Origin of the sequence: Methylobacterium sp. J-001 (assembly GCF_022829565.1) — a bacterium.
In the GTDB taxonomy this organism is placed as follows: Bacteria; Pseudomonadota; Alphaproteobacteria; order Rhizobiales; family Beijerinckiaceae; genus Methylobacterium.
In genome coordinates this window covers 53,961-73,670 of the sequence record NZ_JAKSYN010000227.1, presented here as the reverse complement: position 1 = coordinate 73,670, position 19,710 = coordinate 53,961, and the positions used below count along the sequence as shown (strand labels likewise).

Genomic DNA, 19,710 nt, shown 5'->3' with positions numbered 1-19,710 from the left:
GAAGAAATCGCCGGAAGCGCAAGGGTTTCCGGGACGTGCGGCCGATATCACGCGGCGTCGGGGGCCGGATCCTTCTCCGGGTCCTTGCCCGAGCGCTCGGCCAGGCGTGCCAGCGTCGTGAGCTCGCGGAACCAGGCCCGCACGGGTTTTGCCGGCGTTCCGCCCCAGCGGCTTCCCGGGGGGACATCGCGGTTGACGTTGGAGGAGCCGGCGATCTGGGCGCCGCGGCCGATGCGCAGATGGCCGACGACGCCGACCTGGCCGCCGAGCACGACGTAGTCTTCGAGGGTGGTCGAACCCGAGATGCCGACGCCGGACACGATCACGCAATGGCGGCCGATGACCACGTTGTGGGCGATCTGGACCAGGTTATCGATCTTGGTGCCCTCGCCGATCACCGTATCGCGCGAGGCGCCCCGGTCGATCGTCGTGTTGGCGCCGATCTCGACATCGTCCTGGACGATCACCCGGCCGATCTGCGGCACCTTGAGATGGGTGGCGCCCATGGCGAAGCCGAACCCGTCCTGACCGAGCCGGGCGCCGGGATGCAGGATCACGCGATTGCCCAGCAGCGCGTGGCTCAGGGTGGTGCCGGCCCCGATGGAGCAGTCGCGCCCGATACGCACGCCCGGCCCAATCACCGCGTTCGGCCCTATGACGCTGCCGGAGCCGATCTCGACGCCGGGCCCGATCACCGCGCCGGGATCGACCGTGACCCCCTCCTCCAGCCGCGCATCCGGATGGACATGGGCCCCCGGGGCGATGCTGCGGCCGCCGAACTGCGAGCCCGGCCGCATGGCATCCGGGTGCAGGCGCCCGAGCAGGGCCGCGTAAGCCCGGTACGGGTCACGGGTCACCAGCGCGACGGTGCCCACCGGACAGCGTGCCGCGAAGCGCGGGCTCACCAGGCAGGCCCCGGCCCGGGTCGCGGTGAGTGCCTCGCCGTAGCGGGCATTGTCCATGTAGGCGAGGTGGTGGGGGCCGGCGCTCTCGAGGGGCGCGGCGCCGGTGAGCCGGTATTCCGGGTCCGCGCCCTCAGGCAGGGCTACGCCAGCGGCGGCGGCGACGTCGGCCAGGGTGAGGGAGCCGGTCGCGGCGAAAAAATCGAGATCTGACATGCCTGACAACGCGCCGGCCGGAAAACCCGGCCGGCGCGCCTGTATTTTATCAGAACCGCGAGCCGCCGGAGAAGCGGAACGCCTGGGTCTGATCCTTGCCGATATGGCCGACCTTGCCGAGCAGCGGCACGTAGACCGACTGGCCCTCGTCCTTGGTCAGCGCGTAGGCGTAGTCGAAGCGGATCGGGCCGAGCGGCGAGTTCCACAGGATGGACGCGCCGATCGAGGAGCGGATCGCGGCGGTGTCGCGGACGTTCACGCATTCCGGCTCGACGCCGATGTTGAACGCGGAGAAGTTGCACTTCCCGGTCTGCGGCGAGATGCCGTTGATGAAGCCGTCGCCGTTCACGTTGAACTCGCGCCGACCGTGATAGCCGAACAGCGTACCGGCATCGGCGAAGACCGCGCCCTTCAGGCCGAGATCCCGCGGGATGAGCGGCAGCGGGAACTGCACCTCGAGGGTACCGCCGATATAGGTGGAGCCGCCGATGGCGTTGGAGCGGGCATCGGCGATGCCGACGTCGCGCGGGCCGATACCGTTCGGTGCGAAGCCGCGGACCAGCGACGGGCCGAGGAAGAACTCGTCGGTGACGCGCAGCGGCTTGCCGTCGATGGCGTTGATGTGGCCGCCCTGGAACCGGACGAAGCCGATCACGTCCTCGAACAGCTCCTTGTAGTAGCGCGCATCCGCGGTGACGCGGAAGAACTTCGAGTCGCCGCCCAGGCCCGCGACGTCGGGCTTCAGCTCGGCGTAGAGGCCGTTGCGGGGTGCACCCACCACGTCGAGGGTCGAGTAGGCGAGCGTCAGGCCGGCCAGCGAGGTCAGCGTGTTGCCCTGCGAACCCTTGATGGCGATCGAAGCTTCGCCGTCATACGCGCAGTTCGGGTAGATCGACTGGCCGCCGATGTTGCGGCCGCTATTCGGGTCGATCGTGCCGCCCGCGTAGGTCGCGGTGTAGCCCGGGATCGGCGTCGAGCAGTCGTTGTACGGCCGCTTGAGGGTGTTCGGGACCTTCAGCTCGGTGTTGTACAGCGAGTAGCGCAGGGTGATGCCGAACTCCTCGGTGATCGGCAGGCCCAGGCGCAGCTGGCCGCCATACACCGTGGTCTCGTAGCGCGAGTACCGGGTCAGGTCGGAGTACTTGTAGAAGGCGTCGAAGCCGGCGGCGAGCCGGTAGCCGAGGAAGTACGGCTCGGTGAACGAGAAGTCGACGCCGCGCGAGTACTGGCCGCCGGTGCCGGCGAGGCGGACATACTGGCCGCGGCCGAGGAAGTTGGACTCGGAGACCGAGACCTCGCCGATGATGCCGTCCTGGGTGGAGTAGCCGCCCGCCACCGAGAACGAACCCGTGGGCTGATCCTCGACATCGATGTTGATGACCACGCGGTCGGCCGCGGAGCCGGGCTCGTTGGAGAACCGAACCTTCTTGAAGAAGCCGAGGCCGTTCAGGCGCCGCTCGGCCCGGTCGGTCAGCACGCGGTTGTAGGCGTCGCCTTCCGCGATATCGAGCTCGCGACGGATGACGTAATCGCGGGTGCGGGTGTTGCCGCGGATGTTGATGCGCTCGACGTAGACGTGCGGGCCGTCCTCGACCACGAAGCCCAGGGACACCTGGTGGGTCGCGGGATCGCGCTGGCCGGTCGGGCGGACCTGGGCGAACGGGTAGCCGGCGCGGTTGACCTCGCGGGTGACGTTGTTGAGCGTCCGCTCCACGTCATCGGCGTTGTAGACGTCGCCCACGGCGGCGGTGATGTTGCCGTCCAGCTTGGCGGTGTCGACGCCGGGCAGGCGGGAATCCACCGCCACCGCGCCGACCTTGTACTGCTCGCCCTCATTCACCGTGATCGTGATGACGTAGCCCGAGCTGTCGCCCTCGACGTAGCGGGCGTCGGCGCTGACCACCTGGAAGTCGGCATAGCCGTTCTTCAGGTAGTAGCGGCGCACCTGATCGAGGTCGTTGGTGATGCGGTCGGGATCGTAGACGTCGGAGGTCTTGATGAACGACAGGAAGTTCATCTCGGAGGAGCTCATCAGACCCTTCAGGGTCCGCTCCGAATAGGCGTTGTTGCCGACGAAGTTGATCGAGATGATGCCGGTCTTGTCGCCCTCGTCGACCTGGTAGATCACGTCGACGCGGCCGTTGGGCAGGTCGACGGTCCGGTAGGTGACCTTGGCGGTGCCGCGGCCGAAGCGCTTGTAGACGTCGCGGATGCGGGCGAGGTCGGCGTTGACGATGGCCTCGCTGTAGGGGCCGCGGGCCTTCGCCTCGACGATGCCCTCGAGCGTGGCCTTCTCGACCTTCTTGTTGCCCTCGAACACGACCCGGTTGATCAGGTTGTTCTCGCGGACGGTGACCACCGTGCGCCCGCCGGACTGGGCGACCTTCACGTCCGAGAACATGCCGCTGGCGAGCAGGTTGCGCCGCGCCTCCTCGGAGGAGCCCGAGGCGGTCCCCGTCACGTAGGAGCGGATGGTGTCGGCATCGACGCGCTGGTTGCCCTGGACGACGATCTGCTGCGCCTGGGCGGCACCGCTCAGGACGAGGCCCGCACCGGCAGCGACTAGGACGATGGTCTTCCGCACCGACTTACGTCGGGGCTTCCCCGTCAACGACATCATGCAATCGCCCGTTTCTGTTCTGGTCGCGGGGGTTAGCCCGTCACAGGCGGCCGTTGACCGGTCGTCCTGTCACCCTGGTCCAAGCGTGGCTTCAGGTCCAAGCGTAGCTCTTAGCGGGATTCCCCTGCCAAGCAAACGCGCGGGAGGCCATTGTCAGGGGATTTTGGGGGGTCGTGGCCTTCGCGCCACTTAACGGAGCGGGAGCAACGGAGGCAAAGCGCCGAACATGGTAAATGGCCCGTAAATCTTTGTCAGATCGACTGTTTTCGGGCCGGCCGTGAGTGGCGTTAACCGTGTTTTAAGCCTCCGCCGGGCCGCCGGCGCGGCGCCTTCTGGGCGCTCTCCGGGCGGCATCGCGGCGGGATTGCGGCACCGATTCCGGTGGAGATCGGAACCGGTGCGCATGCGGGTCCTGAGATCAGGTGTTCCGCCAGGAGGCGCCGAGATTGAGGATGTCGTTCCAGGCGGCGAACAGCATCAGCATCAGCACCAGGGCGAGGCCGATCCGGAAGCCGATCTCCTGGGCGCGCTCGCTCAGCGGGCGGCCGCGGACGACCTCGAAGGCATAGAACAGCAGGTGCCCGCCATCGAGCAGCGGCACGGGGAAGAGGTTCAGCAGGCCGATCGAGACCGAGAGCAGTGCGATCAGGCCGACGAGGCCGCCGACGCCGCCGGTCTTGGCGACCTCGCCGGAGACCCGGGCGATGCCGATCGGGCCTGAGAGCTGGTCGGCGGATTCCCGGCCGGTGGCGAGCTTGCTCAGGTACGAGAAGGTGCGCTCCACCACGAAGTAGGTTTCGCGCACCCCGAGATCGAGGGAATCCAGCGCCCCGTACCGGACGAGCCGCGCCTCCGAGCCCGATGGCGAGCGGATCCCGAGCCGGCCGATCCGGTGGCGGCCGAAGGGCGTCTTCTCCTCGTAGGTGGCCGGGGTCGCCTGGATGGTGATGGGCTGCGCGTTCCGCTCCACCGTGAAGGTCAGCGGCGTGCCGGCGCTGCCGGTCACGGTGCGGTACATGGCGTTGAAGTCGCCGATCTTCTCGCCGTCGATGGCGGTGATCACGTCGCCGGGCTGGAAGCCGGCCTGGGCAGCGACGCTGCCCGGCTCCACCGAGGACACCCGGGCGGGCAACTCGTAGCGGCCGGCAAGCCAGATCGCCCCGGCGAACAGCAGGATCGCGAGGATGAAGTTCGCCACCGGGCCGGCGGCGACGATCGCGGCGCGCTTGGCCACGGGCTGCGTCGGGAAGCTGATCGCCCGCTCCTGCGGGGACATCCGGGCGATCGCCTCGGGATCCGGTATGCTCGCGCCGTTCACATCGCCATGGAACTTGACGTAGCCGCCGAGCGGGATCGCGCAGAGCTTCCAGCGCGTGCCGCGGCGGTCGTTGAAGCCGAACAGCTCCGGACCGAAGCCGAGGGAGAAGGCGTGCACGCCGACCCCGCACCAGCGCCCGACCAGGAAGTGGCCCATCTCGTGGACGAACACCACGACCGTGAGCACGAACAGGAACGGGATCACGGCCCCGAAGAAGCCGCCGGCGGTCCCGCCCATCGCGTTGAGGAAGTCCATGAGCCGATCCCTGGCCGTCTCTGCGCCGGCTTCTCAGGCCGGCCATCGCGCCGGTTTAGCAGATCGGTGCGGCTTACCGCCAACGCAATCCGCCGGGACCTGCCGCGGGAGGTCGCGGGTCTCGCGCGGCGCGGCGGGGCACGTCGAGGAAAGCAATCCCCCGCGTTCCTCGGCCCCGCGCCCCGGAAACCGTCAGTGCCCCCCACCTCCGCCCGCGGCCGCGCGGGGTCGGCGGATCAGCGGCACGGCGCAGGCCATCGCCAGGAACAGCACGGTGAGCGCGAGGAACACGTCCTCGAACGCCATCACCAGCCCCTGGATCCGCACCGTGTTGGACATGGCCTTGAGCGCCATGCCGGGGGCGGCGCTGCCGAAGGCGTCGAAGCCGCGCTGCATGGAATCGAGGCGCTCCAGCGCGGCGTCGTTGGCCCAGGTGAAGCGCTCGTGGAGCCGGGCGAGGTGCAGGTCCCAACGGGCGTTGAGCACGGTGTTGATCAGCGCCAGGCCGACGGCGCCGCCGAGGTTGCGGGTGAGGTTGTAGAGCCCGGAGGCGTTCTTCATCCGGGCCGGCGGCAGGGTGCCGAGCGCGATGTTGTTGATCGGGATCATGCAGAGCATCAGCGAGCAGCCGCGCAGGATCTGCGGCCACAGCAGCTCCGAGAAGTCCCAGTCCTTGGTGAGCCCGGTGACGATCCAGGTGCCGCAGGCGAAGCCGACGAAGCCGATCCCCATCATGATCCGGGGATCGACCTTGCCGGAGAGCCGGCCGGCGATCGGGGCGGTGGCGAACATGCACAATCCTGAGACGAACATGGTCTCGCCGATCATCAGCGCCGAGTAGCCGCGCACCCGGGCGAGATAGACCGGGTAGATGTAGGTCAGCCCGTAGAGACCGATGCCGAGCACGAAGCTCGCCACGCAGCCGCTCGCGAAGTTGCGGTCGGAGAAGGCACGCAGATCGACGATCGGCTGCTTCGCCGTGAACACGCGCCAGAAGAACAGCAGCCCCGAGACGCCACCGATGATCGCGCAGGTGAAGACCGCCTCATCCTGCAGCCAGTCGTGGTTCGGCCCCTCCTCGAGGACGTATTCGAGACAGCCGAGGAAGCCCGCCATGAAGGCCAGCCCCGCCCAGTCGAACGCCTTCAGCAGGTCGTAGTTCGGCTTGTCGAAATCGATGAGGATCCAGGTCGAGATCGTCACCGCGATGCCCGGCACCACATTGATCAGGAACAGCCAGTGCCAGGACATGAGGTCGGTGAGGTAGCCGCCGATCGTCGGCCCGATGGTCGGGGCGAGCGTCGCCACGAGGCCGATCATCGGCGACACGATGGTGCGCTTCGAGGGCGGGAAGATCGTGAACGCGGCCGCGAACACGGTCGGGATCATGCCGCCGCCGATGAAGCCCTGCGCGGCCCGCCAGACGATCATCTCGGAGATCGACGAGGAGGTCGCACACATCACGCTCATCAGCGTGAAGCCGCCGGCCGAGAGGGCGAACATCCAGCGGGTCGAGAGCACCCGCGACAGGGTGCCCGACAGCGGGATCGAGATGACCTCGGCGATGAGGTAGCTGGTCTGGACCCAGGGGATCTCGTCCCCGGAGGCCGAGAGGCCGGCCTGGATCTCGTTCAGCGAGGCCGAGACGATCTGGATGTCCAGGATCGCCATGAACATCCCGAACACCATGCAGAAGAACGCCACCATGCGACGGCGGTCCATCGGCGGGTCGGCGGCCGGGGCTCCGGCCGAGATGACGGCGGTTGCGGCCACGGAGGCGTTCAGCGGCTCGCGGCGTCGAAGCGCCGGTTCTCGGCGTGGTCGAGGACCGACCGGTCGGTGCCGGCCCGGGTATCGACCCGCACCTCCACCGACAGGCCCGGCCGCAGCAGGCCCTCACGCGCGACCGCCTCGGGCACCCGCACCCGCACGGGCAGGCGCTGGACGATCTTGGTGAAGTTGCCGGTGGCGTTGTCCGGCGGCAACAGGCTGAACACCGAGCCGGAGGCCGGGGAGAACGACTCGACCACGCCCTCGATCTCGCGATCCGGATAGGCGTCCACGGTCACGATCACCGGCTGGCCGGGGCGCATGCGCTGGACCTGCGTCTCCTTGAAGTTCGCGTCGATGCGCACACTCTGGAGCGGTACCAGGGCGGCGACCCGGGTGCCCGGCGCCACGTAGGCCCCGGCCTCGACCGCCTTGTTGCCGATCACGCCGTCGAAGGGCGCGCGGATCACCGTGAAGTCGAGGTCGCGCCGGGCGCGGTCGACCGCGGTGCGCAGCTCGGCCGAGAGCCGCTCCGCCTCGCGCTTCTGGGCCGCGAGCACGTCGACATTGGCCCGGGCGGCCAGGAGGCCGGCCTCCATGCCCTTCACCGAAGCTTCCGTCCGATCCCGGTCGGCGCGGGCCTGGTCGATCCGCGACTTGGCGACGTAATCCGCCTGCATCTGGGTCGCCCGGGCGAAATCCGCCTGCGCGCGCACGGCATCGGCGCGGGTCGCATCGATCTGCGCGGCGGCCTGGGCGACCTGCGCCTGCGCGGCCTCGACCTGCCGGGCGATCCGCGTGATCGTGCTCTCCTGCGTGGCGAGCTTGTCCTGCGCGGCCTGGAGCGCGAGCCGGTAATCACCGTCGTCGAGCTTGGCGATCACGTCGCCCTTCTTGACCGAGATGCCATTCACCACGGGCACGGATTCGAGATAGCCCGAGACCTTGGCGGCCAGGATCGAGATATCGGCCTGCACGTAGGCATCATCGGTCGCGATGAAGAACCGCCCGACGCTCCACCACTGCCAGCCCTCGTAGGCGCCGCCACACAACGCCGCCGTCAGGAGGCCGAGCAGCAGCATCCGCTTGACCGGGCGTTTCCTGGTCCGGGCGGGTTCCGGCGCAGCCGGGGCCGTCGCGACAGGGGGCTCAGTGACCCGGGGCTGCGCCGGGGCCGGGGTCGCCCCCTCGGCCTGCGCGTCGTCCATACGTTCGATGCCGGCAGCGGGCCGGTCGCCATCTTCGCGAAGGGACATCTCAGCGCCTCTGGACCTCTGACCGAACCGTTCGGTCAATGATTCGGACGCGCCTTGACGCACATCGAATCTGCCTTCAGGCTAGATTGACCGAACGGTTCGGTCAAGCGAGGCGGCGTCTCGGACGCGGAGCAGGGTGATGGATCAGGGCGTGGTGCTGGAGCGGGGACCGTCGCAGATCGAGGGCGACAAGCGGCGGCAGATCCTCGACGGCGCCCGCCGGGTGTTCCTGGCATCGGGGTTCGACGGGGCCAGCATGGGCGAGATCGCCCGGGCCGCGGGGGTCTCCAAGGGCACGCTCTACGTCTACTTCGACAGCAAGGAGGCGCTGTTCGAGGCCCTCATCATCGTCGAAAAGACCAGCCTGGCCGAGACGCTGTTCATATTCGACCCGGCCGACACGGATGTCCCGGCGGTGCTGACGCGGCTGGGGATGAGCTTCCTCGCCGAGATGTCCAAGCCGGAACATATCTCGGTGCATCGCATGGTGATCGGGGTCTGCGAGAAGTTCCCGCATTTCGGGCAGGTCTATTACGACGCCGGCCCGGCCCGCGGCGTCGCGCGGCTGGCGGCTTACCTCGACGCGCAGGTCCAGGGCGGCCTGCTGCGCATCCCGGACACGACCCTCGCGGCCCAGCACTTCCTGCATCTCTGCCTGGCGGGCCTCCTGACCCGCCTCCTCTTCGCCGCCGGCGGCATGGCCGACGACGCCCGGAAAAAGTTTCAGGTGGCGGAGGCGGTGCGGGTGTTCTTGGCTGGGTACGGGGCGGACCGCTGAAGCCTCAGCCGGCCGCGCGTAGCTCCGGCAGGGCCTCGGCGCTCCAGACCCGGACATGGGCGTCGATGGCCAGCGCCTCGTCGACGTCGGCGGGCGCGGTCCGGTACTGTCCGGCGAAGTGCCCGCAGGCCCGCTCGACCAGGTCGCTGATCCCGTAGAAACCGATCCGGCCGGCGATGAAGGCCGCCACCGCGATCTCGTTGGCGGCGTTCATGACGGTGGGTGCCGCCCCGCCGGCCGCGAGCGCCGCCCGGGCGATGCGCAGGCACGGGAAGCGCGCCTCGTCGGCCGCCTCGAAGGTCAGCGATCCGAGCTTGACCAGGTCCAGGGGGCGGCCCCGGTCGATGGTCAGGCGGTCGCCGAGGCCGAGGCAATGCGAGATCGGCACGCGCATGTCGGGGAGCGCCAGCTCCGCGGTGACGGCGCCGTCCAGCCAGTAGACCAGGCCGTGGATCACCGATTGCGGATGCACGACCACGTCCAGGCGCTCCGGCTCGATGCCGAACAGGTGGTGCGCCTCGATCAGCTCCAGGCCCTTGTTCATCAGGCTGGCCGAATCGATGTTGATCTTCATGCCCATCGACCAGGTCGGATGGGCCGCGGCCTCGGTGGCGGAGGCGGCGGCGATCCGTTCGCGGGTCCAGGTCCGGAACGGCCCCCCCGACGCCGTGATCATCATGGTGCGGACATCCGCCAGCGGCCGGCCGGCCAGCGCCTGGCTGAGCGCGTCGTGCTCGGAATCCATCGGCAGGATCGTGGCGCCGTAGCGCGCGGCGTCGCGCATGAAGGCGTCGCCAGCGCAGACCAGGCTCTCCTTGTTGGCGAGCGCGACCGTGCGGCCGAGCCGGAGGGCGGCGTGGGTGGATTTCAGCCCGGCCGCGCCGCTCACCGCGGCGACCACGATGTCGGCGTCGCGGGCCACCGCCTCCATGACGGCGCCCTCCCCCGCCCCGTTGGGGATGCCGCTGCCCGAGAGCGCCTCGGCCAAAGCCGGGCCGGCGGTCTCGTCGGCCAGAGCCGCAAAGGTGGCGCCGAGTTCGCGGGCGACCTTGGCGAGCGCGACCGCGTCGCGTCCGCCGACCACGGCGCCGGTGCGGAACCGATCCGGGTGCTGGGCGAGCAGGTCGGCGGTGGAGCGGCCGATCGAGCCGGTGGCGCCGAAGACGGTGACGATCTGGGTCACGGGTGAAACTCCCTCATCGTCACGGGATGAAACCGCTTCCGCGCAGGGCGAGATAGAGCCCGGCCAACACGGCCACCGCGAAAAATCCGTCCAGCCGGTCCATGACGCCGCCATGGCCCGGGATGATCTTGCCCGAATCCTTCACCCCGTAGCGGCGCTTCAGGCCGGATTCCAAGAGGTCGCCGGCCTGGCTCAGCACGGAGGCCAGGGCGCTGACGCCGGCCACCACCGGCAGGGAGGCGGCGCTCGGCAGGTCCAGCCCGGCGAGGTCGGCGGCCACCGCCACCAGCGAGCCGGCCGCGACCGCACCGATCAGGCCGCCGATGGCCCCCGACCAGGTCTTGTTGGGCGAGACCCGGGGCATGAGCTTCGGGCCGCCGATCTTGCGGCCGGCGAAGTAGGCGGCGATGTCGGTGGACCAGACCACGGCGAACATCCAGGCCGGCCCGATCAGGCCGATCCCGGGATCGTCGCGCAGGGCCACCGGCACCGAGGCGATGGAAGCCGCCCCGAGCACGCCGGCGAGCGCCCGCACCCGGCCGAAGCCGGTGCGCGCCACCGTGGCGCAGGCCGCGGCCCCGAGGAGCAGCACCGCGATGCAGGCGAGCGCTGGGGCGCCGCCGCGCTGGCACAGCAAAAGGGCGCCGAGCGTCGCCGCGCCCAGCGCGATCAGGACCTCGCGGGGCTCGGTCCGGCTCATCACCATCCATTCGGCGAAGCCGATGATGCCGGCGGCGAGCCAGATCCCGGCGAAGGGCCAGCCGCCATAGACGAGGGCCGCGAGGATCGCGGGGGCCAGCACCACGCCCGAGGCGACGCGCAGCCAGAGCTCGCGGCGCCCGGAGGGGCGCGCGGCCGGAGTGGCGGTGGGGGTCACGCGCGTCTCGGCCTTCGCCTCAGACGTGCATGATCTCCTTCTCCTTGGCGGCCAGCACGCCGTCGATATCGGCGATGAACTGGTCGGTGGCCTTCTGCACGTCGGTGGCCTGACGCTTCTCGTCGTCCTCCGAGATGGCGCTGTCCTTCAGGAGCTTCTTGAGGTGGTCGAGCCCGTCCCGGCGGACGTGGCGCACGGCGACGCGGGCCTCCTCGGTATACTTGTGGGCGACTTTGACCATCTCCTTGCGGCGCTGCTCGTTCATCTCGGGGATGCGCAGCCGGATGGTCTGGCCCTCGGTCTGCGGGTTGAGGCCGAGATCGGATTCGCGGATCGCCTTCTCGACGGCCGTGACCATGCTGCGGTCCCAGACCGAGATCGACAGGAGCCGCGGCTCCGGCACGCTCACGGTGGCGACCTGTGCCATCGGCATCGACGAGCCGTAGGCGTCGACCTGGATCGGGTCGAGCAGCGACGGCGTGGCCCGGCCGGTCCGCAGGGACCCGAGATCCTTGGAGAGCGCCGCGACCGCGCCCTGCATGCGGCGCTTGATGTCGTTGAGGTCGAATTCCGGTGTGGCCATGATGGTCGTCCCGACACGTCTGACGTTGTCTTCTCGCCCGGTACGGGCAGTCGCGGCCTCAATGGCGGAATTTTCCCGGTGCCGCAAACCTCTAGGGCTGCCGGGTCAGGGCGCCACGAGGGTCGAGGGCGCCTCGCCGGACAGGATCCCGGCGATCGAGCTCGGCGGGTGCAGGGAGCCGACCACGATCGACAGCCGGCTCTCGCGAGCGAGCGCGAAGGCCGCGGTGTCCATCACCTTGAGGTCGCGGGCGATCGCCTCGTCGTGGGTCAGGCGGTCGTAGCGCGTGGCGGTCGGGTCCTTCTTGGGGTCGGCCGAGTACACGCCATCGACCTGCGTGGCCTTGAGCACGGCGTCGCAACGCAGCTCGGCGGCGCGCAGCACCGCGGCGGTGTCGGTGGTGAAGAACGGGTTGCCGGTGCCGCCGGCGAGCACCACCACCTGGCCCTTGTCCAAGTGGTGCAGGGCCGGCTGGCGGGCATAGGTCTCGCAGATCGTCGGCATCGACACCGCCGACATGGTTCGCGCCGGCACGCCCGCGGCGTTGAGCGCGGTCTCGATCGCCAGCGAGTTCATCACCGTGGCCATCATGCCCAGGGAATCACCCGTGGCGCGGTCGATCCAGCCGGCTGCCGAGATGCGGGCGCCGCGGATCATGTTGCCGCCGCCGACCACGATGGCGATCTCGGCCCCGGCCTCGATGGTGCGGGCGATGTCGTCGGCCAGGGCCGCCAAGGTCGGCGGATGGAGCCAGTAGCCGTCCGGGGCGGCCAGGGCCTCGCCCGACAGCTTGAGGAGGATCCGGCGAAACGGCGTCGCTTCCGGCATCTCGATCTCCGGCTCCATACCGCGTCCCCCGAACCCGCGAGGCTTCTACGTCAGCCGCAGAGGCGGCGTCGAGGGGCCGGGGCGCGATCCGGGCGGGGATCACGGGGACGATTCGCCACCGACATGCGATCGACGTGCAGCTTTGGCAGAGGAGCGGGACCCGCCATCGGGATGGACGCCCGGGATTCCATGCGCATCGCACTCGTCATCAACGGCGCCTCCGGCGCGGTGGCGTCCGGCACGACGCCGGAGGCGATCCGGGAGAAGCTGGTCGCGGCCGGGATCGAGCCCCTGGGCGAGGCCGACCGGGGTGCACCCCTACCGGTGCGGATCGCCGCCGCCGCGTCGGAACCGGATATCGACGCCCTGGTGGTGGCGGGCGGCGACGGCACCATCGCGTGCGCGGCCGCGGCCCTGATCGGCAAGACGACGCCGCTCGGCATCCTGCCGCTGGGCACCATGAATTTTCTGGCCCGGGACCTCGGCGTCCCGCTGGATATCGACGGCGCGATCGCGGCTCTCGCTTCCGGGGCCCGGCGACGGATCGATGTCGGTGAGGTCAATGGCCGCACGTTCCTGATCAACTCCGTGCTCGGCCTGCCCGCCCGGGTGACGCGGCACCGGGAGGCGCATCGCCGGCATGTCGGCCTGCGCAGCCTGCTGCGCTGGGTCCTGGGGGTGCTGCGCCATCTCGGCCGATATCCGCGACTCACCGTGACCGGCACGATCGACGGCACGCCCCGGACCTGGCGGTTCCGGCTGCTGGCGGTGGTCATCGGCGATTACGTCGAGCGGCCGGGCCGCGTGCTGGTGCGGGCGCCGGTCGATGCCGCGCAGCTGACGCTCTACGTCCTGGCGCACCTCTCTCCGTGGAGAACCCTGCGCCTCGCACTCGGCTTCGCCCTGGGCGACTGGCGGCGCCTGCCGGACATCGAGCGGCTGCCGGCGGCCAACCTGACCATCGCGTCGGAGACCCGGGCGCTCCGGGTCATGAATGACGGCGAGATGGCGCTGATCCCTGCGCCCCTGCGCTACCGGATCCACCGGCAGGCGCTGACGGTGATCGTGCCGAGAGCGGGCGACCATCCGTGAGACGGATCAGCCACATCTCCGACCTGCATTTCGGCCGCACCGACCCAGCGGTGGTGGAGGCCCTGGTCCGCGAGCTGAACGCCGACGCCCCCGACATGATCGTCGTCTCGGGGGATTTCACCATGGCCGCGCGGCCTTCGGAATTTGCGCAGGCCCGGGCCTTCCTCGATCGGCTGGCGCCGCCCTGGATCGGCGTGCCGGGCAACCACGACATCTCGCCGTTCCGCCTGGTCCAGCGCTTCGTGTATCCCTTCACCCGCTACCGGCGCGCCATCGCGGCCGAGACCGAGCCCTGTTTCCAAGATGCCGAGATCGGGATCGTCTGCCTGAACACGGTGCGGCGCTGGGCGCCAGAGCCGGATTGGTCGCACGGCGCGATCCGCCGCAGCCAGATCGCCCGGGCCGAGGCGCGGCTCGCGGCGATGCCCGGTCATCTGTTCAAGATCGTCGTCGGCCACCACCCGTTTCTGCCGCCCCCCTGGGACGCGAAAGCCCGGATGGTCGGGGGCGCCGATCGGGCCCTGACGGTGTTCCGCCGCTGCGGCGTCGGCCTGACGCTGGCGGGGCACCTGCACCGGCACTACGCCCGCGACGCCGAGATCGAGGGCTCGGAACCCGAAACGCTCTGCCGGGGCTCGGCCGGATCGCGCCCGGGGCGGTTGCTAGCCGTCCAGGCCGGCTCAGCGACCTCGACGCGGCTGCGGGGCAATGAGCCCAACGCCTACAACCGCATCACCGTTACGGAAGGCCGCGCCGCCGTGCGGGTCCGGCTGTGGGACGGTGATGCCTGGGTCGATGCGGCGCCGGCAGGCCCAGAAGCGGTAATGCCGGCGCCGATGTTTTAGCTTCCGCTGAAGAGCCCGACGGAGCCGAGGAGCGTCATGACGAGGCCGGACGCGAACACGCCGATCATCAGGTAGGAGAAGGATTTCATTGCCATGAACGAGATGTAGTGCGGCTGTGCCGAACCGGGTGTGCGCTGCAACACCAGGCGGGTGGGATTAGGTTTTCTCGATGCGGGGCGCAGCGTGAACCAGGCCGGAATGATATGTCCCGGCAATGGCTTGCGTCTTCTCAACAAACCCGATTGCGGCGCAAGCGATGGGTCCGGCGGTGCTGTTGAGTTCGCGAAGCGAAGCCCCCGCCCGCACGGGCTACGATGTTCGCTCTCCAGTTTGTGCAAGCCACCAGGCGCCCCCTCTCCCGTGCGGGCTTGCGGATTCACCCATCGAGGTCGGCAGAAGACACGAGAGACACTGCGGCTCTCCCTCCCCCTTAGCGACGGTGCAGAATGAGGCTGTGGCCCTCATGAAGGCTGCATGTCGTTCTAAAGCCGGGTTCCCCTCTCCCGACCCGGCCTGACGGCCGGCCCACCCTCCCCCGCAGAGGGGGGAGGGAGACGCGCTTGGGGCTGGCCTTGGCCCTCATCCGGCAGCGATGCGTGGACGTCGTGGCACACACGAAAGAAGGGGCCCGCGCTCCATCCTGGGTGGTGTGATCGACACAGATCGTCGCGATGAGGCGGATTTCTGTCTGGCCAAACGCCATCCAACCCGCCGCTCCCAACCAGTCTCCTGCCCTCTCACCGATGCCGTCGTCACGATACGAAAGAAAACCCCGCCCGGCTCGCGCCGGACGGGGTCTCGTGGTTCTCGGCCCAAGGGTCCGAAAAGATCAGGCGCGTCCGGCCTGCTGGGCGACTTCGGTGGCGAAGTCCGGGCCCTCTTCCTTCTCGATGCCCTCGCCCAGGGCGTAGCGGACGAAGCCCGTCAGGGCGACGGGGCCGCCGACCTTGCCGGCAGCTTCCTTGAGCACCTGGCTGACCGTCTTCGAGCCGTCATGCACGAAAGGCTGCTCCAGAAGGGTGACCTCCTTGTAGTAGCTCTTCAGCCCGCTCTCGACGATCTTGGCGAGCACGTGATCCGGCTTGCCGGCGTTCTTCTCGCGCAGGATGTTCGACTCGCGCTCCAGGGTCGCGGCGTCGACACCGGAGGCGTCCAGCGCGACCGGGTTCGTGGCGGCGACGTGCATGGCGATCTGGCGGCCGAGCGCCGACAGGGCTTCGACATCGCCCTCGGATTCGAGCGCCACGAGCACGCCGATCTTGCCCAGGCCGTCGGCGATCTGGCTGTGGACGTAGGAGGCGATGACGCCCTTCTTCACCTCGAGCTTGGCGACCCGGCGCAGGTTCATGTTCTCGCCGATGGTGGCGATCAGGCTCTGCAGCTTCTCCGAGACGGTCTCGGTGGCGCCCGGGAACTTCGCGGCCTGGAGACCCTCCAGGGTGCCGTCGGTGTTCAGGGCGATCTTGGCGGCCTCGCGGGCGAAGGCCTGGAAGGCGTCGTTGCGGGCGACGAAGTCGGTCTCGGAATTCACCTCGACGATCGCGGCGTGATGGCCGGCGGACTCGACGGCGACCAGGCCCTCGGCGGCGACGCGGCCGGCCTTCTTGGCGGCCTTGGCGAGGCCCTTCTTGCGCAGCCAGTCGATGGCCGCCTCGATGTCGCCCTGCGTCTCGTTGAGCGCGCCCTTGCAGTCCATCATGCCCGCGCCGGTCTTCTCCCGGAGCTCCTTCACCATCGCGGCGGTGATGTTGGCCATGGCGGTCCCTTTCGTATGGTCTGGATGAGAGAGGCCCGGCACGCGGGTGAGCGGCCGGGCCCGGTATGCTTGGTTTCACGACGCCCCGATGACGGGGCGCCGCGACGGACCGAGACTCAGACCGCGGCGGCGGCCTCGACGAAGCCACGGGCCTGCGAGACCCACGAATCGCGGTCGATGCGGCCGTTGAGCTTCAGGTCGGAATCGACCTTGGCGACCTCGTCCGGGGTCAGCGCGGCGATCTGCCAGTAATGGTAGATGCCGGCGTCGTTGAGCTTCTGCACGATCTGCGGGCCCGCGCCGTGCAGCTTGGTCAGGTCGTCCGGCGCGCCGCGCGGGGCGGCGAGCAGCTCGAAATGCTCGGTGGTCTCGGCGAGCATCGCCACGTCGGCCGGATCGAGCGCGTCGGACTCGACCGAGACGGCAGCGGCGTCGTCGGCCGGCAGCTCCTCGGCCTGCGGCTCCTCGGAGGCGCCGAGATCGAGGCCCGACGAGCCCTGCGCCCGCGAGATGCCGTCGATGGCGGCCTTGGCGATCAGGTCGCAGTAGAGCGCGATGGCGCGGCCGGCATCGTCGTTGGCCGGGACGATGTGGGTGATGCCGTCGGGGTTGCAGTTGGTGTCGACGATGGCAGCCACCGGGATCCCGAGGCGGTTCGCCTCCTTGATCGCCAGCTGCTCCTTGTTGGTGTCGATCACGAACAGCAGATCCGGCACGCCGCCCATGTCCTTGATGCCGCCGAGCGCCTTCTCGAGCTTGTCCTTCTCACGGGACAGCATCAGGCGCTCCTTCTTGGTCAGGCCCGGACCGCCGGTCTCCAGCGTCTCGGTGACCTTGCGCAGGCGCGAGATCGAGCCCGAGATGGTCTTCCAGTTGGTGAGCATGCCGCCCAGCCAGCGGGAGTTGACGTAGTATTGAGCCGAGCGCTTGGCGGCGTCGGCGATCGTGTCGGCCGCCTGGCGCTTGGTGCCGACGAACAGCACGCGACCGCCCTTGGCGACGGTGTCGCTCACCGCCTGGAGGGCCGTGTGCAGCGCCGGCACGGTCTGGGCCAGGTCGATGATGTGGATGTTGTTGCGGGTGCCGAAGATGTACGGCTGCATCTTCGGGTTCCAGCGGTGCGACTGGTGACCGAAATGGGCGCCCGCCTCGAGGAGCTGACGCATAGAGAAATCGACGGCCATATCTTTGTACTCTCCGGTTGGATCCGCCGCGGAGGGATGCAGCCGCCCGAAGATTCGGACGGCCACCGGAAGACGCCTCATTCAGGCATGAGGCCGGCTCCGCGTGTGGGATGGGCGGGCGCTTAGCAGAGCCCGGGGCCGGATGCAAGGATTCGGGCGACGCGACGGTCACAGGCATCCTGTCGACACCGGACCTGACGACCGCATGCCAGGGCCGCGTTGCAGTTCTTCGCCGGTTACGGAAACCTTGGCGGCGGCGACCGGCAATTCTTCGAAGGCTACGCCATCACGTCGAAGAGACCGCGCAGAGATGGCGCACGGCAAGCCGGGCCGAATTTCGAATTAAGGGGCGCCGAACACGGCTGCGACATCCGCCGGCGCCATCACCCGATATCCCCCGGCCGGCAGGTCCGCGGGCAGGTCGAGCCCTCCGACCCGGTCCCGATGCAGCGCCACGACATGGTTGCCGATCGCCGCGAACATCCGGCGCACCTGATGGTAGCGCCCCTCGGTCAGCGTCACCGCGCAATGGGTGGGATCCTCAACCGTAAGTTGCACCGGCAGCAACGGCCTTTCCTCGCCCTCCAGCATCAGCGCCCCGGACGCGAAGGTCGCCGCCTCGGTGCCGTCGAGCGGCCGGTCCAGGGTGACCCGGTAGCGCTTCGCCACGTTCGCCTTGGGGGCGATGATCCGGTGCAGCAGCGCGCCGTCATCGGTGAGCAGCAGCAGGCCGGATGTCTCCTTGTCGAGGCGCCCCACCGTGGAGAGCGGCGGGTCGCGCCGGCGCCAGCGCTCGGGCAGCAGCCCGTAGACCAGCGGGCCGGCCTCCTTGTGCGAGCAGGTCACGCCCAGCGGCTTGTGCAGCATCAGGCACAGGCCCGGCAGCGGATCGACCGGCACGCCGTCGATGGTCAGCCGGCTCGGGAGATCGGCGCCGAGGGCGATCCGGTCGCCGGCATCGGGCACCTCCGCGCCGTCCAACAGGATCGCGCCGGCGCGCGCCAAACCCTGGATCTCGCGGCGCGACCCGTAGCCGAGATTGGCGAGCAGCTTGTCGAGGCGGACGGACTTCACAGCCGTCATTTGCGCGCCTCGTAGACCCGGTAGCCACCGGACTGGATCGTCACCGAGACGTCGCGGAACGCCGCCCCGAGGGCCGTCTCGTAGGGCAGATGCGCGTTGGCCACGAGCCACAAGGTGCCGCCCTTCCGCAGTGCCTCCGCGGCCCGGGCGATGAAGGTGCGGCCGAGGGCTTGGTCCTCGGTCCCGCCATCGTGGAACGGCGGGTTCATGACGACGAAGTCGAGGCTCCCCGGCACCGTGCCCGCCACCCGGATATCGGCCCAGACAATCGTGGCCCGGGGATCGGCGACGTTGCGCTGCGCCATCTCGACCGCGCGCCGATCGACCTCGACCAGCGTCAGCGCGGTCACGGCGGGCGCGCCCAGAATCGCCCGGGACAGAATCCCGAGGCCGCAGCCGAGATCGGCCCCCCGCCCCTTCAGCGGTGGGAGATTGGCCAGGAGCAGCGCCGTGCCGGGATCGAGCCGGTCCCAGGAGAAGATGCCGGGCTGCGTGCACAGGGCGAGATTATCGACGTGGCGCGGCCCGCCCTCGTCGATCGCAGCGCCGATCCCGGCCGGTTCCGGCGGCCGCGCGAGCCGGCAGATCCGGTGGTGGCGGCGCGGCTCGTCCGCGGCGGGACAGTCGAAGGCCGCCAGCTCCTTGGCCAGCCGGGCGCCCCCCCGGTCCTTGGGGGCGAGCGCGATCATCCGGCCGCCGGGCACGAGGGCCCGCAACGTATGGGCGAGGACGTAGCGCCGCTCGACCGTGCCGGGCGGCGCCAGCACGGTCGCGGCGTCAAGGCTGCCGTCGGGCAGGTCCTCGAGCCGGGCAGAGCCGGGAATGAGCGGAGAAACCTGGACGGCGTCACCGGGAACCTCGGCGAGGTCCACCGGCGGCAGGCCGTAGACGGCATGGCGCATGAGATATTCGGGATCTTGAGTGCCGGCACCGGAACGCGAATCCACCGAGGAGCGGGAAACCCGCGCCCGACTCGGATCATCCGGGGGGAACGTCGCCTGTTAGCTGCAATAGCTCCGAAAGCCCAGCCTCCTGGTCGTCCCGGGTGACGGGGCGGCCCCGGCCACACGGCTGTCCGTCCACCGCGGGCGAGCCTCTACCTCCTTGCTCCCCCTGCGCCATCGGCGCGGTTCCCGAATCCCCGAACACGGGTCTATCCTGTCG

At 69.7% G+C, this 19,710-nt stretch carries 17 protein-coding genes; 3 read left to right on the top strand and 14 right to left on the bottom strand.

Going from position 1 to position 19,710, the window contains the following annotated elements; genetic code table 11:
• Window positions 1–47: 47 nt before the first annotated feature.
• The 5 genes from lpxD to MKK65_RS29890 form a co-directional block, all read right to left on the bottom strand.
• Window positions 48–1,118, bottom strand: a complete 1,071-nt coding sequence (gene lpxD, locus MKK65_RS29910; RefSeq protein WP_243961828.1) for a UDP-3-O-(3-hydroxymyristoyl)glucosamine N-acyltransferase — start codon at window positions 1,116–1,118, stop codon at window positions 48–50.
• A gap of 49 nt (window positions 1,119–1,167) precedes the next feature.
• A complete protein-coding gene (gene bamA, locus MKK65_RS29905) occupies window positions 1,168–3,738 on the bottom strand; it encodes an outer membrane protein assembly factor BamA (protein ID WP_058194702.1) in 2,571 nt (856 codons plus the stop codon).
• A 418-nt stretch (window positions 3,739–4,156) separates the two neighbouring features.
• Window positions 4,157–5,311, bottom strand: a complete 1,155-nt coding sequence (rseP, locus tag MKK65_RS29900) for an RIP metalloprotease RseP (RefSeq protein ID WP_058194703.1) — start codon at window positions 5,309–5,311, stop codon at window positions 4,157–4,159.
• A gap of 192 nt (window positions 5,312–5,503) precedes the next feature.
• On the bottom strand, window positions 5,504–7,033 hold the full coding sequence (locus tag MKK65_RS29895) for a DHA2 family efflux MFS transporter permease subunit (RefSeq protein WP_279597044.1): 1,530 nt from the start codon (window positions 7,031–7,033) through the stop codon (window positions 5,504–5,506).
• Window positions 7,034–7,092: 59 nt separating this feature from the next.
• The gene (locus MKK65_RS29890; protein ID WP_243961825.1) at window positions 7,093–8,337 is read right to left on the bottom strand and encodes an HlyD family secretion protein; all 1,245 of its coding nucleotides are present in this window, start codon (window positions 8,335–8,337) and stop codon (window positions 7,093–7,095) included.
• Between the two features lie 139 nt (window positions 8,338–8,476).
• Here MKK65_RS29890 and MKK65_RS29885 point away from each other — a divergent pair, with 139 nt between their 5' ends.
• On the top strand, window positions 8,477–9,115 hold the full coding sequence (locus tag MKK65_RS29885) for a TetR/AcrR family transcriptional regulator (protein WP_243961824.1): 639 nt from the start codon (window positions 8,477–8,479) through the stop codon (window positions 9,113–9,115).
• A gap of 4 nt (window positions 9,116–9,119) precedes the next feature.
• Here MKK65_RS29885 and dxr read toward each other — a convergent pair whose 3' ends face one another.
• From dxr to pyrH, 4 genes are all read right to left on the bottom strand, one after another.
• Window positions 9,120–10,298 (bottom strand): 1-deoxy-D-xylulose-5-phosphate reductoisomerase, encoded by a 1,179-nt coding sequence (gene dxr / locus MKK65_RS29880; protein ID WP_243961823.1) that lies wholly within the window; start codon window positions 10,296–10,298, stop codon window positions 9,120–9,122.
• A gap of 19 nt (window positions 10,299–10,317) precedes the next feature.
• On the bottom strand, window positions 10,318–11,175 hold the full coding sequence (locus MKK65_RS29875) for a phosphatidate cytidylyltransferase (RefSeq protein WP_243961822.1): 858 nt from the start codon (window positions 11,173–11,175) through the stop codon (window positions 10,318–10,320).
• A 19-nt stretch (window positions 11,176–11,194) separates the two neighbouring features.
• Entirely contained in the window at window positions 11,195–11,758 is a 564-nt protein-coding gene (gene frr / locus MKK65_RS29870) for a ribosome recycling factor (RefSeq protein WP_058194709.1), read from the bottom strand.
• A gap of 105 nt (window positions 11,759–11,863) precedes the next feature.
• Window positions 11,864–12,586 carry a UMP kinase gene (gene pyrH, locus MKK65_RS29865; protein ID WP_058194814.1) on the bottom strand — a complete coding sequence of 241 codons (723 nt, stop codon included), beginning with the start codon at window positions 12,584–12,586 and terminating at the stop codon, window positions 11,864–11,866.
• Window positions 12,587–12,775: 189 nt separating this feature from the next.
• On the opposite strand from pyrH, the gene MKK65_RS29860 reads away from it, so the two are divergent.
• Both MKK65_RS29860 and MKK65_RS29855 read left to right on the top strand, forming a co-directional pair.
• Window positions 12,776–13,678: a diacylglycerol/lipid kinase family protein gene (locus MKK65_RS29860; RefSeq protein WP_243961821.1), complete on the top strand. Its 903-nt coding sequence runs from the start codon at window positions 12,776–12,778 to the stop codon at window positions 13,676–13,678.
• The gene (locus tag MKK65_RS29855; protein ID WP_243961820.1) at window positions 13,675–14,523 is read left to right on the top strand and encodes a metallophosphoesterase family protein; all 849 of its coding nucleotides are present in this window, start codon (window positions 13,675–13,677) and stop codon (window positions 14,521–14,523) included. The genes MKK65_RS29860 and MKK65_RS29855 overlap by 4 nt, the downstream gene beginning before the upstream one ends.
• Here MKK65_RS29855 and MKK65_RS29850 read toward each other — a convergent pair.
• From MKK65_RS29850 to MKK65_RS29830, 5 genes are all read right to left on the bottom strand, one after another.
• Window positions 14,520–14,861 (bottom strand): hypothetical protein, encoded by a 342-nt coding sequence (locus tag MKK65_RS29850; RefSeq protein ID WP_243961818.1) that lies wholly within the window; start codon window positions 14,859–14,861, stop codon window positions 14,520–14,522. The genes MKK65_RS29855 and MKK65_RS29850 overlap by 4 nt on opposite strands.
• 491 nt (window positions 14,862–15,352) lie before the next feature.
• Entirely contained in the window at window positions 15,353–16,279 is a 927-nt protein-coding gene (tsf, locus tag MKK65_RS29845) for a translation elongation factor Ts (RefSeq protein ID WP_243961816.1), read from the bottom strand.
• 116 nt (window positions 16,280–16,395) lie between these two features.
• The gene (locus tag MKK65_RS29840) at window positions 16,396–17,463 is read right to left on the bottom strand and encodes a 30S ribosomal protein S2 (protein ID WP_243961815.1); all 1,068 of its coding nucleotides are present in this window, start codon (window positions 17,461–17,463) and stop codon (window positions 16,396–16,398) included.
• Between the two features lie 342 nt (window positions 17,464–17,805).
• A complete protein-coding gene (locus tag MKK65_RS29835; RefSeq protein WP_243961814.1) occupies window positions 17,806–18,546 on the bottom strand; it encodes a pseudouridine synthase in 741 nt (246 codons plus the stop codon).
• Window positions 18,543–19,448: a class I SAM-dependent methyltransferase gene (locus tag MKK65_RS29830; RefSeq protein ID WP_243961813.1), complete on the bottom strand. Its 906-nt coding sequence runs from the start codon at window positions 19,446–19,448 to the stop codon at window positions 18,543–18,545. Before MKK65_RS29830 ends, MKK65_RS29835 begins: the two co-directional genes overlap by 4 nt.
• Window positions 19,449–19,710: the final 262 nt, after the last annotated feature.

Excerpts from the sequence above, each read along its gene's own strand:
- lpxD (WP_243961828.1), bottom strand. The coding sequence starts at position 1,118 with ATGTCAGATCTCGATTTTTTCGCCGCGACCGGCTCCCTCACCCTGGCC.
- bamA (WP_058194702.1), bottom strand. The coding sequence starts at position 3,738 with ATGATGTCGTTGACGGGGAAGCCCCGACGTAAGTCGGTGCGGAAGACC.
- rseP (WP_058194703.1), bottom strand. The coding sequence starts at position 5,311 with ATGGACTTCCTCAACGCGATGGGCGGGACCGCCGGCGGCTTCTTCGGG.
- MKK65_RS29895 (WP_279597044.1), bottom strand. The coding sequence starts at position 7,033 with ATGGACCGCCGTCGCATGGTGGCGTTCTTCTGCATGGTGTTCGGGATG.
- MKK65_RS29890 (WP_243961825.1), bottom strand. The coding sequence starts at position 8,337 with ATGTCCCTTCGCGAAGATGGCGACCGGCCCGCTGCCGGCATCGAACGT.
- MKK65_RS29885 (WP_243961824.1), top strand. The coding sequence starts at position 8,477 with ATGGATCAGGGCGTGGTGCTGGAGCGGGGACCGTCGCAGATCGAGGGC.
- frr (WP_058194709.1), bottom strand. The coding sequence starts at position 11,758 with ATGGCCACACCGGAATTCGACCTCAACGACATCAAGCGCCGCATGCAG.
- pyrH (WP_058194814.1), bottom strand. The coding sequence starts at position 12,586 with ATGCCGGAAGCGACGCCGTTTCGCCGGATCCTCCTCAAGCTGTCGGGC.
- MKK65_RS29860 (WP_243961821.1), top strand. The coding sequence starts at position 12,776 with ATGCGCATCGCACTCGTCATCAACGGCGCCTCCGGCGCGGTGGCGTCC.
- tsf (WP_243961816.1), bottom strand. The coding sequence starts at position 16,279 with ATGGCCAACATCACCGCCGCGATGGTGAAGGAGCTCCGGGAGAAGACC.
- MKK65_RS29840 (WP_243961815.1), bottom strand. The coding sequence starts at position 17,463 with ATGGCCGTCGATTTCTCTATGCGTCAGCTCCTCGAGGCGGGCGCCCAT.
- MKK65_RS29835 (WP_243961814.1), bottom strand. The coding sequence starts at position 18,546 with ATGACGGCTGTGAAGTCCGTCCGCCTCGACAAGCTGCTCGCCAATCTC.
- MKK65_RS29830 (WP_243961813.1), bottom strand. The coding sequence starts at position 19,448 with ATGCGCCATGCCGTCTACGGCCTGCCGCCGGTGGACCTCGCCGAGGTT.